We start from the raw sequence: 14038 nt of genomic DNA, 5'->3' as shown, positions 1-14038 counted from the left end.
GCTGCGGCGGGTTTTACTCAGTGGGCGAGTACGAGAAAAGCTGGTCTACCCAACGATGGTTGACGAAAACATAGCTGCGGCCCGTTTTGAGTCGGGTGATAAGGCCGATATCTGCGATTTCGTTGAGCCACTTCGACGCCGTCTGTCGTGTAGCGATCTGGGCATCGACCACGTTCTCGATTCGCAAGTAAGGCTGAGTTGATAAGAGTTTAGCGATTTCCGCAGCTTTAATTCGTCGGTTGCTCTGCTGGATATCGGCTTCTAGGGTCCGCTGAGCTTCCTCACTGGCTTCGACGAGCGCAATCGTGCGCTCGGCTGTGTCAGTGACAGCATTAAGAATGAAGATGATCCACTCCTCCCACTGTTGCGACTCAGTAACTGCGGCTAGTCGGCGGTAGTACTCATCCTTGTGGCGCAGAATGTACCCGGATAGATACAGGATTGGCTCTTTAAGAAGCCCAGCTTGTTTAAGGATGAGCATGTTCAAGATGCGGCCCGTACGCCCGTTTCCATCGAAAAACGGGTGGATGGCCTCGAACTGATAATGCGCCAGCGCCATCGCAACTAAGGGATCGCATTCTTGCTGCGTGTTGACCCAGGTTTCCCACTTCTGGAGGTGGTCCTGAATAACTTCAAGGCCTTCTGGTGGGGTGTAAACCTTTTCTTGGCTCGCGGGTTTGCCGATGTACGTGCCCGGGTGGTTACGAATGAGCGCAGTTCTACCTAAGATCGTTGTGCACACGCTCTGTGCGGTGCGGGCAGTGATTGGGCGACGGCTCATCTCATCCCAGCCAACCTTTAACGCCGTGCGGTAACGGAGCGCCTCTTTCACCTGAGGAGACTGGTATTCCTCAATGCTGTGCGCTGCTCGGAAGAGTTCGTCGTTGGTGGTAACAATATTTTCGATTTCACTAGACGACTTCGCTTCGAGCAGGGGGATGAGGTTGGTCAAAACCGTCGCATCAGGAAGTCTGCCGCAGGCGCCGTCGAGAAAAGCGAGTGCGCGGGTAGCAGCAATGGTTGCTTTGAATACACCTGCGGTTTCGTAGCAGCCTGCCGGCGGGAGGGGAGGTAGAGATTGGTACGGGGAATTAGGTCCGGGCCACATGGTGAAACTTTAACAAGCCACAGGGGACATGTTAAAAAACGTGTCACTTTTTAACATGTCAGCCGGGACGTGTTAACGACTTAACATGTCCGAACGCACCGGCGCCGCCTCCCCGGAGAAGGGGGAGACGGCGCCGTTATGCAGGAGAAACGTCAGGCAGCAGGCCTACTTTTCTGCTTCGATGTCCTTCAGGATGCGGTTGTGGGCGTCCCAGATGGCCTGCGGCAGGTTGTCGAAGTGAGACAGGTGTTCACGGCGGGATTCCATCTCGGCCAGCCACTGGTCATGGTCGATATCGAGGATGGTGTTGAGGTCATCCATATCGCCGGTGAAGCCGTCGAGGTTGAGTTCATCGACCTTCGGGATGGCGCCGACCGGGGTTTGCGTACCGGTGACCTTGCCGTCCTTGAAGTCGAGCATCCACAGCAGGGCGCGCAGGTTATCGCGGTAGCCGGGCCACAGGTAGCGCTTGTCCTCGCCACGCTGGAACCAGTTGACGTGCGCGAAGACCGGCATAGCCTCCTCGCCGCCCTTTTCCTTGACCTCGTCGAGGATCTTCAGCCAGTGCTCGGCGTAGCGGCCCTCGGGGTAGGACATGAACGGGCGCATGGACATCGGGTCGTAGCGCAGCTGGCCGGCAACACCTTCTGCCGCGGCAGTTGCCTCAGCGCCCAGAGTCAGGCCGTCGTAGACGCCCTCAGCGGAGTCGCGGAAGGCACGAATCAGCGGCTCACGGTCGCGGACGCGGCCACCGAAGATGATGGCGTCGATGGGCACACCGGCAGGGGCCTCGTAGTCGTCGGCCACGTTGGGGACATTGGCCAGGGTGGTGGTGAAGCGTGAGTTCGGGTGGGCCCACTCATCGCCCTTTTCCTCGGACTTCTGACGCTCAGCCGGGCGGTCAGCGATCTTCTCGCCCTTCCAGTCCAGCCAGCCGTCAACATCCTCGGGGAAGTCCGGGGTCAGGCCTTCCCACCACACGTCGTGGGTCTTCTCGTTGTACGCAACGTTGGTGAACAGGGTGCCGGTGCCGGTATCGATGGAATCAATAGCGGTCGGGTTGGTGTTCTTGTTGGTGTTCGGGGCGACGCCGAAGGCGCCGTACTCCGGGTTCATGCCGTAGAGCTTGCCGTCTTCGCCAACCCGCAGCCACACGATGTCATCGCCGTAGAAGAAGACCTCGTAGTCGTCGCCGAGACCATTCGGCGGCAGCATCATGGCGAGGTTGGTCTTACCGGAAGCCGAGGGGAAACCACCGCAGACGTAGCGGCGCTCACCGGTCTTCTTGTTCTTGATGCCGATCAGCATGAACTGCTCAGCAAGGAACTCGCCGGAAGCCCAGCCGTCGTAGGCCGCCTGGCGCAGGCCGTGGGCAATCTTGCCCAGCAGCGCATTGCCGCCGTAGGAGGAGCCGTAGTGCAAGATGGCGCGGTCATCAGCGACGGTGGCGAAGAGGCGCTCGTCGTTCGGGGTGCCCTGGCCCAGGTTCGGCAGGTCGCCGGTGACGTGCACGGCATGCACGAAGTGCGCCGGGTCGTCGAGGTCAGACAGGTACTCAATGCCAACGCGGGCCATGCGGATCATGTGCAGGCACACGGTGCGGTTATCGGTGAGCTCCACACCGGCGGCCCACTTGGCGAAGGGGGAGTCCTTCGGGGACATCAGGTAGGGCACCACGTACATGGTCTTGCCCTGGTAGGCGCCGGCCATGCGTTCACGCTGGGTCTTGGTGACCTCGTCGGCATCGCGCCAGTTGTTGTACACGCCCTTATCGGCCGGGTCATGAGTGGCGACGACGGTGCGTTCCTCAGTGCGGGCGGTGTCCTTGAAGTAGCTGCGCGAGTAGTAGCGGCCTTCACCGGCAGGCAGGATTTCTCCATCAGCCAGGCAGGCGTCGATGATGCGCTGGTCATCTGCGGCGCTGATCACTTCGATAGCCGACGGCTGCAGCACCTCGGCCCAGTCGGTGACAAACTCCACGATATGCGGATTGTCGACGCCGGCAGCAGACAAAGTGCTGGCGACGTCATTACTGGTGACAGGGTTTTCTGACATTCAAGGCCTCCGATGTTCGGTGCAACGTAATACACAAATAGGCTAGCAGAACTTCATGTTCCGCCGCCCTGTTAGCACCGCAATAAGGTGACCGAGAACAAGCGCCTACCGAACCAACTGCAGATCCCGCAGATGGCGATACAACGTGACCTTGTCACGAGGCTTGCGCGTCTCAATGCCATCCCGGACATAACGGAAGCCCGGCCCTCCGGCCTGCACCGCCCGACCCGTCATGGGGGCATGCATCGCCCGACGCCGGCCATGCACGTCGGTAAGCCCCAGATTCGGATCTGAACCGCGCCCACGCAGCCGCGCCCACCAACCAGAATCGGAAGGAACATCATCCGGGGGTGGGACCTCCGCCGCCACCAGCCCCGGCGCACTAGGAGTAGGCCGCACCTGCACCCCATGTGACGTGCCCGAGAACAACATGTGCTCATCAACCCACACCTCACCGCTAAAACCACCACGCGAGGACGTGCCAGCAATGCCGGGCTCAGTTAATAAAGCGAAGCCGACGATGGCGGCGCCAGTGTCATCGCGAATCAGCGGCACCGGGCGCACCGGCAAGCTCACCGCGGCAGCCATATCGAGCCCCTCACCCAGATCCCAATTACGAGTGGCAGGAGTCGCCTGACCAGGGCAATACGCAAGCTCCACCCAACCAAGATTCTTGCGCATCAGGTGGGTCGCCACCGCGGCGAGACCAGCGTCGGCACCGCACACAATAAGACGCAATGGCTCCTCGGGTTGCTGCGGCGCCAACTGGGGCGCACCGAGCGGGTCGACCTTATTGGACTTGCCGATATCAGCCGGAGTAGGCGCTGTATCGCGAGGCAAGACCTCCGCAGCGACATCTGCAATAAAGCCCAGTTCACCACGCCCGGGCCGCGCTGAAACCTCGTGCAGATGCGCTCCCCGAGGAATCTCGGCGACCTTGGCATCCCCACACCGCACCACATGTATCCGCATGGGTCTAAACTTTAACGCGGCATCCCGGCAGAAAAGCCATGTCGGGGCATACCGCAACACCCAGGAGGGCGGACCGTATGGCCGCAATTATCATTGTCGGTGCCCAGTGGGGCGACGAAGGAAAAGGCAAAGCCACCGATATTCTCGGCGGCCGCGTGGATTACGTCGTCAAGCCAAACGGCGGTAATAACGCCGGTCACACTGTGGTCGTCGGCGGCGAAAAGTATGAACTGAAGCTACTGCCAGCAGGCGTGCTATCCGAAAACGCCACCCCGGTGCTGGGCAATGGCGTGGTGATTAACCTCGAGGCCCTGTTCCAGGAGATCGACGGCCTTGAAGCCCGTGGCGCTGATGCTTCCCGCCTGCGCGTCTCAGCTAATGCCCACCTTGTTGCGCCGTACCACCAGACCCTGGACCGTGTCGCCGAACGCTTCCTCGGCAAGCGCGCCATCGGCACTACCGGCCGCGGTATTGGCCCCACCTACGCCGATAAAGTCTCCCGCGTCGGTATTCGTGCCCAGGACCTGCTCGATGAGTCCATCCTGCGGCAGAAGATTGAAGGCGCGCTGAACCAGAAGAACCAGATTCTGGTGAAGCTATATAACCGTCGAGCCATCGACCCGGAACAGGTCTTCGATTACTTCATGAGCTTCCGGGATCGCCTGGAACCGATGATTATCGACTCCGCCACGGTGCTTAATCAAGCGCTTGACGACGGCAAACACGTCCTCATGGAGGGCGGCCAGGCCACGATGCTCGATGTGGACCACGGCACCTACCCTTTCGTCACCTCGTCGAACCCGACCACCGGCGGCGCCTGCGTGGGCTCGGGTATCGGCCCCACCCGGATTACCTCCTCGCTGGGCATTGTGAAGGCCTACACCACCCGCGTCGGTGCTGGCCCGTTCCCGACTGAGTTGCACGATAAGTGGGGCGAGTACCTGCAGACCACCGGCGGTGAGGTCGGTGTGAATACCGGACGTAAGCGTCGTTGTGGCTGGTATGACTCGGTGCTGGCCCGCTACGCCAGCCGGGTGAACGGTTTTACTGACCTGTTCATCACCAAGCTGGATGTGCTCACCGGTATCGGTGAGATTCCGATCTGTGTCGCCTATGACGTCGATGGTGTGCGCCATGATGAGATGCCGCTGACGCAGTCCGAGTTCCACCACGCGGTGCCGATTTACGAAACCATGCCGGCCTGGGAAGAGGACATCACCGGGTGCCGCACCTTCGATGAGCTGCCCGAAAAGGCGCAGGATTACCTCAATCGTCTTGAGGAGCTGTCTGCGTGCCGCATTTCGTATGTGGGTGTGGGCCCGGGGCGTGACCAGACGATCGTCATTAACGACGTGTGCGCCTAATACTGTGACGTCGGGTGCGTGCGTGACGGGCAGTGTTGTGCGATAACCCCAGTAATCCATTACTTGCGTAACTGTAAAAATAGGGTGGATACTGGGGTCTCCGCTATCCGCACTACTCAAAGGTTCGCCGATGCTCGACGCCCTCGCGCACCCGATATACCGACGCCTCTACCTGGCCCAGGTAGTCGCGCTACTCGGCTCCGGCCTGGCCACAGTCGCCCTGGGGCTTATGGCCTATAACCTGGCCGGCGACCGCGCCGCCCAGGTCCTAGGCACTGCATTAGCGGTCAAGATGGTCGCCTACGTCACCATCGCACCAGTCATGGAAGCGCTTGTGCACCGCATTCCACGCAAAAAGGTGCTGATCGCCGCCGACCTCACCCGCATGGTGATCGCGGCCTGTCTGCCGCTTGTCACCGAAACGTGGCAGATCTACCCGCTCATATTCTTGCTGCAGGCCTCATCTGCAACATTCACACCACTATTCCAATCCGTCGTCCCCGATGTGCTTACCGACGAGGACGCCTACACCGGCGCATTATCGCTATCCCGGCTGGCCCACGACGTCGAATCCATCGCCTCACCAATGGTCGCGGCACTTCTGCTGCTATTCATCCCAGCAACCGCCCTTTTCGACGGCACCGCAATGGGTTTTGCCGGCTCGGCCCTCCTGGTGTTTTCATGCGCAATCCCACAGCGCAATCCCACCAACCAGGAAACCGACACCGACCAGCTGAGCTTCCCCCGCCGAGTGCGTGCCGGCACGACCATGATGCTCACCCACCCCAAGCTGCGGCCAATCCTGGCGCTGAATATGGCCCCGGCCGCCGGCGGCGCATTCGTCATTGTGCAGACCGTGGTCATTGCCCAGTCACGGCTGGGACTGGGGGAGGAAGCGGTCGCCTGGCTGCTCGCCGCTGCCGGTCTTGGCTCTATCGCTGCTGCTTTCGCACTGCCGCCATTGCTGCGGAAGGTGCCAGATATGCCCGTGATGTTATGTGGTGCAGCCTGCGTCACCGTGGCAGTAGCCGCTATCGTGCCGACGCTTCTGGTGTCCTCCGTGGCTATTGCGGTCACCATGATCGCGGTGTTGTGGGCCCTTGTCGGATTGGGCTGGGCGGCTGCGGAAACCCCGGTGGGCCGCATTTTGCGCAGGCATGTGCCCAGTGCTGACCTGCCTGCGGTCTTCGCCGCCCAGTTCTCGTTATCGCACGCATGCTGGTTAGTCACGTACCCGCTTGTTGGTTGGTTGGGTACGTATTCGATGAGCCTCGCCGCTGTTGTCATGGCAGTTCTGGCGGGCGTCGGCGGTATTGTTGCGGCTATTTTGTGGCGCAGTGCGCTACCGGCTGGCGGGCAATAAGGTCGGCTTTTCGCAACATTAGTTTTTAAGTGTGTAGTGAGGTATTCGGGTTGGTGTGTTGGGCCTTGTTATGGGCGGGGGTAAGTCGAAGGGTTAAGGGAAACTCCTGTTAAACGGCCGCGGCGGATAAGAAGTCTTGGAAATATCACACTAAACGTCGTTTAATGGCAATAATGACCAATATGAACCAACCGGCCGATATCACGAGTGCTAGCCCTACGGACTTGCCCACTCCGCCTCCTGAATCGGACCTTGACTACGCGGTGGGTGTATTGCGCCTGCTCGCTGACCGCACTCGGCTATCTATCCTTGCGATGCTTACTGACCGGGAAATGTCCGTCGGGAGTATCGCATCTGTGCTTGACCGCCCGGTAGCTACTGTTTCTCAGCACCTAGCGAAGCTGCGTGCCGGCAATCTTGTTGTTACCCGCCGCCAGGGCACCACCATTTACTATTCGCAGCCAGATGCGCATATCGCAGCGCTGGTCACGAATATTTTGCACAATGCGGAACACGCCCTCTACGACCATCCGCCGCATCACCGATGAAGCGCATTCTCGCTGATGTAGATACCGGCATTGATGACGCATTGGCGTTGGTCTACCTAGCCGCATTGCACCACGCCGGGGATATTGAACTCGCTGGGGTGACTACGAGTGCCGGCAACACCACCGCCGCCCAGGCCGCAACTAATTCGCGTTATCTGTTGGATCTGTGCGGGCAAAGCGCCATCCCTGTTGCCGTCGGAAAGCCGGGGCCTGCGGATATAGCGCTCACCACGACCCCGGAGACACATGGTCCACAGGGCCTCGGGTACGCCCGGGTGCCAACTGCCGCCGCTGACCCAGACCCAGACCCAGCCGCTGCTGATTTGTGGCGCACAGTGCTTGCCGACGGGCATTGCGATCTGCTGGTCACCGGCCCGTTAACGAATGTCGCCGCCTACCCAGACCTAGCCGACGCCTTCGACACCACCACGATCATGGGTGGTGCGGTCGATTACCCCGGCAACACCACCGCGCATGCGGAATGGAATTTCTGGGTCGATCCTGGTGCTATTGCCGCCGGCCTACGGTTAACGCCGACGCTGTGTAGCCTCGCCGTGACCGAACAGGTCACCATCACCCCAGCCGATATCGATTCGTGGGAATTGCCACCCGCAGTGGCGACGACGCTTGCCGACGCCCTGCGTTTCTACTTCGAATTCCACCGCAGCCAGGGGCTGGGCTATCTCGCCCAAGTTCACGACGTTCTCGCCGCCATGATCGCCGCGGGGAGGGTCGACGCCCCCACCAGGCGGGTCCAGCTGAGCCCCGACCCGGAAAACCGGGGTGGTGTCATCAGTGGGGCCTTCGACGTCGACCTTGTCACAGCAGTACACCCGGACGCTGTGCGCGAAGAGTTCGCGCGAGCAGTCCGGGTGTTGTAGCTGGTGCGTGCTTAGTTGGTGACGGCAATCAGGCGAGCACCGTCGTCGCCTACCGCAATGGTGACGCCGCCAGCCGGCTCGTCGTCATCGCCATCGATATTGATGATGTAGATATCGTCGTCTTCATCGATGCCGGTCTCGTTGAAGTAGGTGAGCAGGCCCGGGAAGGTACCGGCTTCGTGGCCGTCCACGCGCATCGGCATGACCAGGCCAACCTCCGGGTCATCGACGCCGAAGTAGGCATCGACACCGGCAAACCTGTTGTTCAGGCTCAAGTCGTTCTGGATGTCTTCCCGGATCGAGGCCGGCACATTGTCCTGGACCCACTCCTGGGTGTCATCGGTATCGCGGAGCTCAGTGAACTCCTCGGCCAGATCCACAGCCTTTTCTTCGGTATCGCCCAGGTTGCTTAGCAGCGAGAACAGGCCCACGACCAGCAGGGTGGCGAGCACGGAGACAACTGCGGTGATGATGATCGGCTTGCGGTCGGTCTTCTTGAACACCTCCTGGGTCTGCTTGGCCTGTTCGCTGGCGAATTCCTTAGCGGAGGCGGCCATGGCAGTGGCCTTTTCCTTGCCCTGCTCGAACTTCTCCTTGCCCTGTTCAGCGGCGTTATTGGAGTTATCAGCGGACGAGTTCAGGTTGGCGAGGTCGAAGACGTCCTTTTCGGTCAGGTCGCTGGCATTGGGGTCATCGAGCACAGCGTCGTACTTGGAGCGGCGGTCGGAGTCGCCGAGGACGTTGCGGGCTGCAGTGAGGTTGCGTGCCTGCTCGGAGTTGGGGTCGCCGGCGTTGTGGATCCACTCGTCGAGTGTCTGACGCAGCTCATCCGAGGACTTGTTCCGGTCTAGATTGAGCACTTCGTACAGGTTGAAATGGGCCATAGCTAAATACGTTCCTTCAGCATCGTCGATTGATAAGTTGCGGATATTTTAGAAAATTTTTTCGTAAAAATCTACCCATCGGATAGAGAGAAGCCCTGAGACTGTGGACCGAGTTTCCGCAGTAGAAACCGGCGACACCCGGAGCCCTCGTGCTGCTGGAAAGGGCTGGACGGGATTGTCGCCGGTGCCTGCGGGAGGTGGAAGGCCGTTCCAGAAAGTATTTAGGAAGGGTCAAACTGCCGTATCTAGGAGTTCTGCTCCGTTATCTCCAACGGCGATCAGGAGGATGCCGGCAAAGTTATTATTCTCATCCTCGATAGAAACGGCGTATAGGTCATCAGAGCTCTCCCAGAATTGCTCCGCGAAGATTGCCTGAGTCCCACTCAAGGAACTGTAATCTTCGTCCCCGAAGGGGAAAAGCGAGTGCTCGCCCTTTTTCCACGTGCTGACTACTCCGATTTGCGGTTCGTCAGTACCGAGGAAGGCATCCACACCGGCGAAACTATCGCCAATACCGAGAGCGTTAATGACGTCCTGGCGGGTGGCTGCAGGAGTGTTTTCCTTGAGCCAATCCTTAGTCTCGTCCTCGTCCTTCAGCTTAACGAACTCTTTAGCCAGGTCCCGGGCCTCATCTGCGGAATCGCCCATGCTCGTCAGGGCTGAAAACACGCCGACGAGAAGTAATGTGACAACCGCGGTGGCAACAGCGGTAATCGCAATCGCTTTTTTATCGCTCTTCTGGAATCGCTGCTGAGCGTCCTTAGCCTGAGTGGTGGTGAACATCTTCGCTGTGGAAGCCATCTCAGTCAGTTTTTCCTTGCCGGCTTCCATCCCGTTGTCATGCTTCGGGGCTCCACCCTGCGCCGAACCGGCGGTGGAAGCAGCGCTGGACGTCGGCAGCGCCGCGAGGTCGTGCACGTCCTTTGGCGTCAAGTCTGCAGCGGTCGGGTCATCTAAGACGGAGTCGTACTTCGCCCGGCGCTCGGGGTCGCCCAGCACGTCGCGGGCGGCAGCAAGATTCTGCGTGCGCTCCGAGGTGGGATCGTCGGATTGCTCAATCCACTCGTCGAGGGCGTTGCGCAATGCTTCGGGGGTGTACTCGCGATCTAGGCCGAGTGCTTCATACAGATTGAAATGAGCCAACGCTGGTTCCTTCCGCAGTATTACTGAAATGCCCCGGTTATTATACCGTTTACCTCGACCTATTGCTTGACAGGGATGAGCGATTACTCGTCTGCGAACGGCGTGTGCGCATGGAATTTCAAGCGGTGCCTATCGGAAATAGTCGACAGGGCGGGGCCTTGCGGCTGCCCCCGCGGCCTCCCGCGACCTCCCGCGGCCTCCCACGGCCAAACCCGTACCAATTGCGCAGATCCGTACGGAATTTCGCACGGATCTGCGCAATTGGTACGGATCTGCCAGAAGAAGCCAGCGAAGAGCCCAACCCACTCCCAACCCAGCCCCAACCCAGCCCCAGCGCGAAGGCCGATCCCGCCCGAGCACCCGCCCGCCTGGCCGCCAAATGCGGTTTTCCCCCGTTTCCTGCCTTTATGATGGTTTCCAAGCCACCAATGAGGAGAATGTGATGTTCATGCCCACCGCCACCGGCACTCCCGGGACCCCCGGCGCGACCCGTGTTCTACTGCTGGGGTCCGGTGAGCTCGGTAAAGAGGTAGCGATCTCCTTCCAGCGCCTGGGCGTGGAGGTCCATGCCGCCGACCGTTACGCCAATGCCCCGGCGCACCAGGTCGCCCACGCCGCGCACACTCTCGATATGACCGATCCCGCCGCGGTGCGCGAACTCATTGAGCAGGTAAAACCCCAGTTCGTCGTGCCGGAGATTGAGGCGCTCGCGACCGACGCGCTTGCCGACGTCGAAAGCGCCGGCCTGGCTGATATCGTCCCGGCCGCGAAGGCGGTGCAGCTGACCATGAACCGGGAAGGTATCCGGCGCCTGGCTGCAGAGGAGCTGGGCTTGCCGACGTCGCCTTATATGTTTGCCGAGACGCACGAGGAGTTCGTGGCCGCGGTGCATGAGGTCGGCATGCCGTGTGTGGTGAAACCGGTGATGAGCTCTTCCGGCAAGGGGCAGTCGGTGATTCGGGAAGACGTCGATATCGACCAGGCCTGGGAGTACGCCGTCTCTGGTGGTCGGGTCGCCGCGACGAAGGTCATCGTCGAGGGCTTTATCGACTTTGATTACGAGATCACCATGCTCACCGTGCGTTCGATGGACGCTGCTACTGGCGAGCCAGCCACCTGGTTCTGTGAGCCCATCGGGCACCGCCAGCAAGATGGCGATTATGTGGAGTCGTGGCAGCCGATGCCGATGAGCCAGGTCGCCCTGGACACCGCGCGCTCAGTGGCTGCCCGGATTACTCGCGCATTGGGCGGGCGGGGCATTTTTGGCGTGGAGTTGTTCGTCCGCGGTGATGATGTGTGGTTCAGCGAGGTCAGCCCCCGCCCGCACGACACGGGTTTGGTTACCTTGGCGACCCAGCGGTGCTCGGAATTTGATCTGCATGCCCGCGCGATCCTGGGGCTGCCGGTTGATGTGACCCTGACGTCCCCGGGCGCCTCCGCAGTGATTTACGGAGGGTGCGAAAGTAGCGCCCCGCAGTACCGGGGCCTGACCGAAGCGATGGCGCTACCGGAGACCGACGTGCGTATTTTCGGTAAGCCCGAGGCCCATGAGAAGCGCCGCATGGGCGTGGCCGTGGCCACGGCTGAAGATGTGGATACGGCCCGGGAGCGAGCCCGGGCCGCAGCTGCCGCGATTACTGTTTCGTAACCGGCGGTTCGTCAGACCACGGGAAAACAATCCACTCGTCGGTGCGTTTCCACACATAGTCCGGCTCCACCACGGAGGCTGATTTGCCGTAGAGCACCGCCGAGCGCACCTCGGCGCCGTGCTTGGCCAGCAGGTCGAGCACCAGCTTCAAGGTGCGGCCGGAGTCGGCAACATCGTCGACAACGAGCAGTTTGCGACTGTCGAGGGAATCGGTGTCGAGCAGCGGCTCCAGCAGGACCGGGTCGGGCAGGGTTTCGTGAACGTCGGTGTAGAACTCGACGTTGATGGCGTCGGAAAGCTTCACACCCATCGAGTAGGACAAAGCACCAGCAGGGATGAGACCGCCGCGGGCAACCGCAATGATGATCTCCGGCTCGTAGCCATCGTCAACAATTTTCTGCGCCAGTTCGCGCTGCGCTGTGCCGAAATCCTCCCAAGTGAGGACTTCTTTCTCGACTAGGTCCTGGGAATCCGCGTGGTAAGCCATGGTCGAATTCTACTCACCGAGGGAGCGGGCGACCATTTCATCCCACTCCACAACCTTCTTGCGTTCGCGCTCTTCAGCCTCACCCAAGGCCCGCTCATGAGCGTCCAAGGTGTACCAATCATTCCAGGTCAGGTAGCGGACCCCGCGCTCATCAAGGGTGGCCAGGATGTCATCCTCGCCAGGGGCGTCGGGCTGGTTGGCGAAGTCGGCGTCGACGTCGGCAAGCAAACAATCAACGGTCTCGTTCGCATCGCCCTTGGTATTGCCGATCAAACCGACGGGGCCGCGCTTAATCCAGCCTGTGGTGTAGAGACCCTTAATGTGCTCACCATCGTCGAGAACGCGGCCAGCCTCATTCGGGATGACGTGCTCCTCAGTGTCAAAAGGCACCTCCGGCAATGAATCCGAACGGTAACCCACAGCGCGATAAACGGCGCCGCACTCCCAATCAGTGAACTCGCCGGTGCCTTCGATGCCACCATTACCGTCCAGCCGCATGCGCTCCGTGCGCAGGGCCCTAACCCGGCCATCCTCACCGAGCACCTCCACCGGGGACTCCAGGAAATGGATGAACAGCTTATGCGGGCGGTCCTCAACCTCGCGGATGGCGTACTTCTCCAGGATGGAACACACCTGCTCGGTCATCTTCGACTCGCGGCGCAGCAGCGTGGAGCCCTCGTCGTAGTCAATGTCATTGGGATTGACCACAACCTGGATAGTCGGGGAGTGGTCCAGTTCTTTGAGCTCCAGCGGGGTGAACTTCGCCTGGGCAGGGCCGCGGCGGCCGAAAATGTGCACCTCAGTGGCCTTATTGTCCTTCAGGGTTTCGTACACATTATCCGGGATCTCGGTGACCTTGAGCTCATCGGCGGTCTTCGCCAGCACCCGGGCGATATCCAGCCCCACATTGCCCACACCGACGACGGCGACCTTCTCCGCGGAGACATCCCACGTGCGGGGGAACAGCGGATTGCCGTCGTAGAAGCCGACGAATTCGCCGGCGCCGAAATTGCCCTCCAAATCGGAGCCGGGCACCTTCAAGTCCCGGTCGCCCACCGCGCCAGTGGCGATAATTGCGGCGTCATAATGCTTGCGCAGATCGTCGAGAGTCAGGTCCGCGCCGAACTCCACATTGGACAGCAAACGCACCTCGGGCTTGTCGAGCACGCGGTGCAGGCTCTTAATGATGCCCTTGATGCGGGGGTGATCCGGGGCGACGCCATAGCGAATCAGTCCGAAGGGGGCGGGCATCTTCTCGAAGAGGTCAACACTGACCTCGCGCCCGGATTTCATCAGGGCGTCGGAGGCGTACACACCGGCGGGGCCGGAGCCGATAACGGCAACGCGTAGGGGACGGGGCATAGTCCGTGTGACCTGCTTTCCTGGGTCGCTTATAGAGGTATTCGTGCCCACTGTAACGGTGCGCGGGACAACGTAAAGATTTAGGGAGGCAAACCTAACCCCTATGGAGTGGTTGAAGATTTACATTGCGAAACTGTCCTTACCTAGCGGAGAATCTGGTTAACACTCATTTACGCTGCCAGAGCGGGAAGGACTCAAACAGTGAACGAGACTCCGAATCGGC

Annotated in this window: 12 protein-coding genes; 5 read left to right on the top strand and 7 right to left on the bottom strand. The window is 60.5% G+C overall.

Going from position 1 to position 14038, the window contains the following annotated elements; genetic code table 11:
• Positions 1–13: 13 nt before the first annotated feature.
• The 3 genes from KRX51_RS08715 to KRX51_RS08705 form a co-directional block, all read right to left on the bottom strand.
• Positions 14–1108: a Fic family protein gene (locus tag KRX51_RS08715; protein ID WP_218362747.1), complete on the bottom strand. Its 1095-nt coding sequence runs from the start codon at positions 1106–1108 to the stop codon at positions 14–16.
• Positions 1109–1273: 165 nt separating this feature from the next.
• Positions 1274–3163 carry a phosphoenolpyruvate carboxykinase (GTP) gene (locus tag KRX51_RS08710; RefSeq protein WP_218362746.1) on the bottom strand — a complete coding sequence of 630 codons (1890 nt, stop codon included), beginning with the start codon at positions 3161–3163 and terminating at the stop codon, positions 1274–1276.
• Positions 3164–3268: 105 nt separating this feature from the next.
• Positions 3269–4135 (bottom strand): hypothetical protein, encoded by an 867-nt coding sequence (locus KRX51_RS08705; RefSeq protein WP_255549583.1) that lies wholly within the window; start codon positions 4133–4135, stop codon positions 3269–3271.
• A 77-nt stretch (positions 4136–4212) separates the two neighbouring features.
• On the opposite strand from KRX51_RS08705, the gene KRX51_RS08700 reads away from it, so the two are divergent.
• The 4 genes from KRX51_RS08700 (at position 4213) to KRX51_RS08685 (ending at position 8291) form a co-directional block, all read left to right on the top strand.
• The gene (locus tag KRX51_RS08700; RefSeq protein ID WP_218362745.1) at positions 4213–5499 is read left to right on the top strand and encodes an adenylosuccinate synthase; all 1287 of its coding nucleotides are present in this window, start codon (positions 4213–4215) and stop codon (positions 5497–5499) included.
• A gap of 130 nt (positions 5500–5629) precedes the next feature.
• Positions 5630–6862: an MFS transporter gene (locus KRX51_RS08695; RefSeq protein ID WP_218362744.1), complete on the top strand. Its 1233-nt coding sequence runs from the start codon at positions 5630–5632 to the stop codon at positions 6860–6862.
• 173 nt (positions 6863–7035) lie between these two features.
• Positions 7036–7410, top strand: a complete 375-nt coding sequence (locus KRX51_RS08690) for a metalloregulator ArsR/SmtB family transcription factor (RefSeq protein WP_255549582.1) — start codon at positions 7036–7038, stop codon at positions 7408–7410.
• On the top strand, positions 7407–8291 hold the full coding sequence (locus KRX51_RS08685) for a nucleoside hydrolase (RefSeq protein ID WP_218362743.1): 885 nt from the start codon (positions 7407–7409) through the stop codon (positions 8289–8291). Before KRX51_RS08690 ends, KRX51_RS08685 begins: the two co-directional genes overlap by 4 nt.
• A gap of 11 nt (positions 8292–8302) precedes the next feature.
• Here KRX51_RS08685 and KRX51_RS08680 read toward each other — a convergent pair whose 3' ends face one another.
• Entirely contained in the window at positions 8303–9175 is an 873-nt protein-coding gene (locus tag KRX51_RS08680) for a hypothetical protein (RefSeq protein ID WP_218362742.1), read from the bottom strand.
• 231 nt (positions 9176–9406) lie between these two features.
• Positions 9407–10318, bottom strand: a complete 912-nt coding sequence (locus KRX51_RS08675; RefSeq protein WP_218362741.1) for a hypothetical protein — start codon at positions 10316–10318, stop codon at positions 9407–9409.
• A 442-nt stretch (positions 10319–10760) separates the two neighbouring features.
• On the opposite strand from KRX51_RS08675, the gene purT reads away from it, so the two are divergent.
• Positions 10761–11966 carry a formate-dependent phosphoribosylglycinamide formyltransferase gene (purT, locus tag KRX51_RS08670; RefSeq protein WP_218362740.1) on the top strand — a complete coding sequence of 402 codons (1206 nt, stop codon included), beginning with the start codon at positions 10761–10763 and terminating at the stop codon, positions 11964–11966.
• Here purT and KRX51_RS08665 read toward each other — a convergent pair.
• Together KRX51_RS08665 and KRX51_RS08660 are read right to left on the bottom strand one after the other, a co-directional pair.
• Positions 11953–12453 (bottom strand): phosphoribosyltransferase, encoded by a 501-nt coding sequence (locus KRX51_RS08665; protein WP_218362739.1) that lies wholly within the window; start codon positions 12451–12453, stop codon positions 11953–11955. The genes purT and KRX51_RS08665 overlap by 14 nt on opposite strands.
• 9 nt (positions 12454–12462) lie before the next feature.
• On the bottom strand, positions 12463–13815 hold the full coding sequence (locus tag KRX51_RS08660; RefSeq protein ID WP_218362738.1) for an FAD-dependent oxidoreductase: 1353 nt from the start codon (positions 13813–13815) through the stop codon (positions 12463–12465).
• Positions 13816–14038: the final 223 nt, after the last annotated feature.

It is taken from the genome of Corynebacterium sp. TAE3-ERU12 (assembly GCF_019209905.1).
Classification (GTDB): domain Bacteria; phylum Actinomycetota; class Actinomycetes; order Mycobacteriales; family Mycobacteriaceae; genus Corynebacterium.
This window is presented reverse-complemented; position numbering and strand designations above follow the sequence as displayed.

Coding starts and splice junctions, on each gene's coding strand:
- KRX51_RS08715 (WP_218362747.1), bottom strand. CDS start 1,108: ATGTGGCCCGGACCTAATTCCCCGTACCAATCTCTACCTCCCCTCCCG.
- KRX51_RS08710 (WP_218362746.1), bottom strand. CDS start 3,163: ATGTCAGAAAACCCTGTCACCAGTAATGACGTCGCCAGCACTTTGTCT.
- KRX51_RS08705 (WP_255549583.1), bottom strand. CDS start 4,135: ATGCGGATACATGTGGTGCGGTGTGGGGATGCCAAGGTCGCCGAGATT.
- KRX51_RS08700 (WP_218362745.1), top strand. CDS start 4,213: ATGGCCGCAATTATCATTGTCGGTGCCCAGTGGGGCGACGAAGGAAAA.
- KRX51_RS08695 (WP_218362744.1), top strand. CDS start 5,630: ATGCTCGACGCCCTCGCGCACCCGATATACCGACGCCTCTACCTGGCC.
- KRX51_RS08690 (WP_255549582.1), top strand. CDS start 7,036: ATGACCAATATGAACCAACCGGCCGATATCACGAGTGCTAGCCCTACG.
- KRX51_RS08685 (WP_218362743.1), top strand. CDS start 7,407: ATGAAGCGCATTCTCGCTGATGTAGATACCGGCATTGATGACGCATTG.
- KRX51_RS08680 (WP_218362742.1), bottom strand. CDS start 9,175: ATGGCCCATTTCAACCTGTACGAAGTGCTCAATCTAGACCGGAACAAG.
- purT (WP_218362740.1), top strand. CDS start 10,761: ATGTTCATGCCCACCGCCACCGGCACTCCCGGGACCCCCGGCGCGACC.
- KRX51_RS08665 (WP_218362739.1), bottom strand. CDS start 12,453: ATGGCTTACCACGCGGATTCCCAGGACCTAGTCGAGAAAGAAGTCCTC.
- KRX51_RS08660 (WP_218362738.1), bottom strand. CDS start 13,815: ATGCCCCGTCCCCTACGCGTTGCCGTTATCGGCTCCGGCCCCGCCGGT.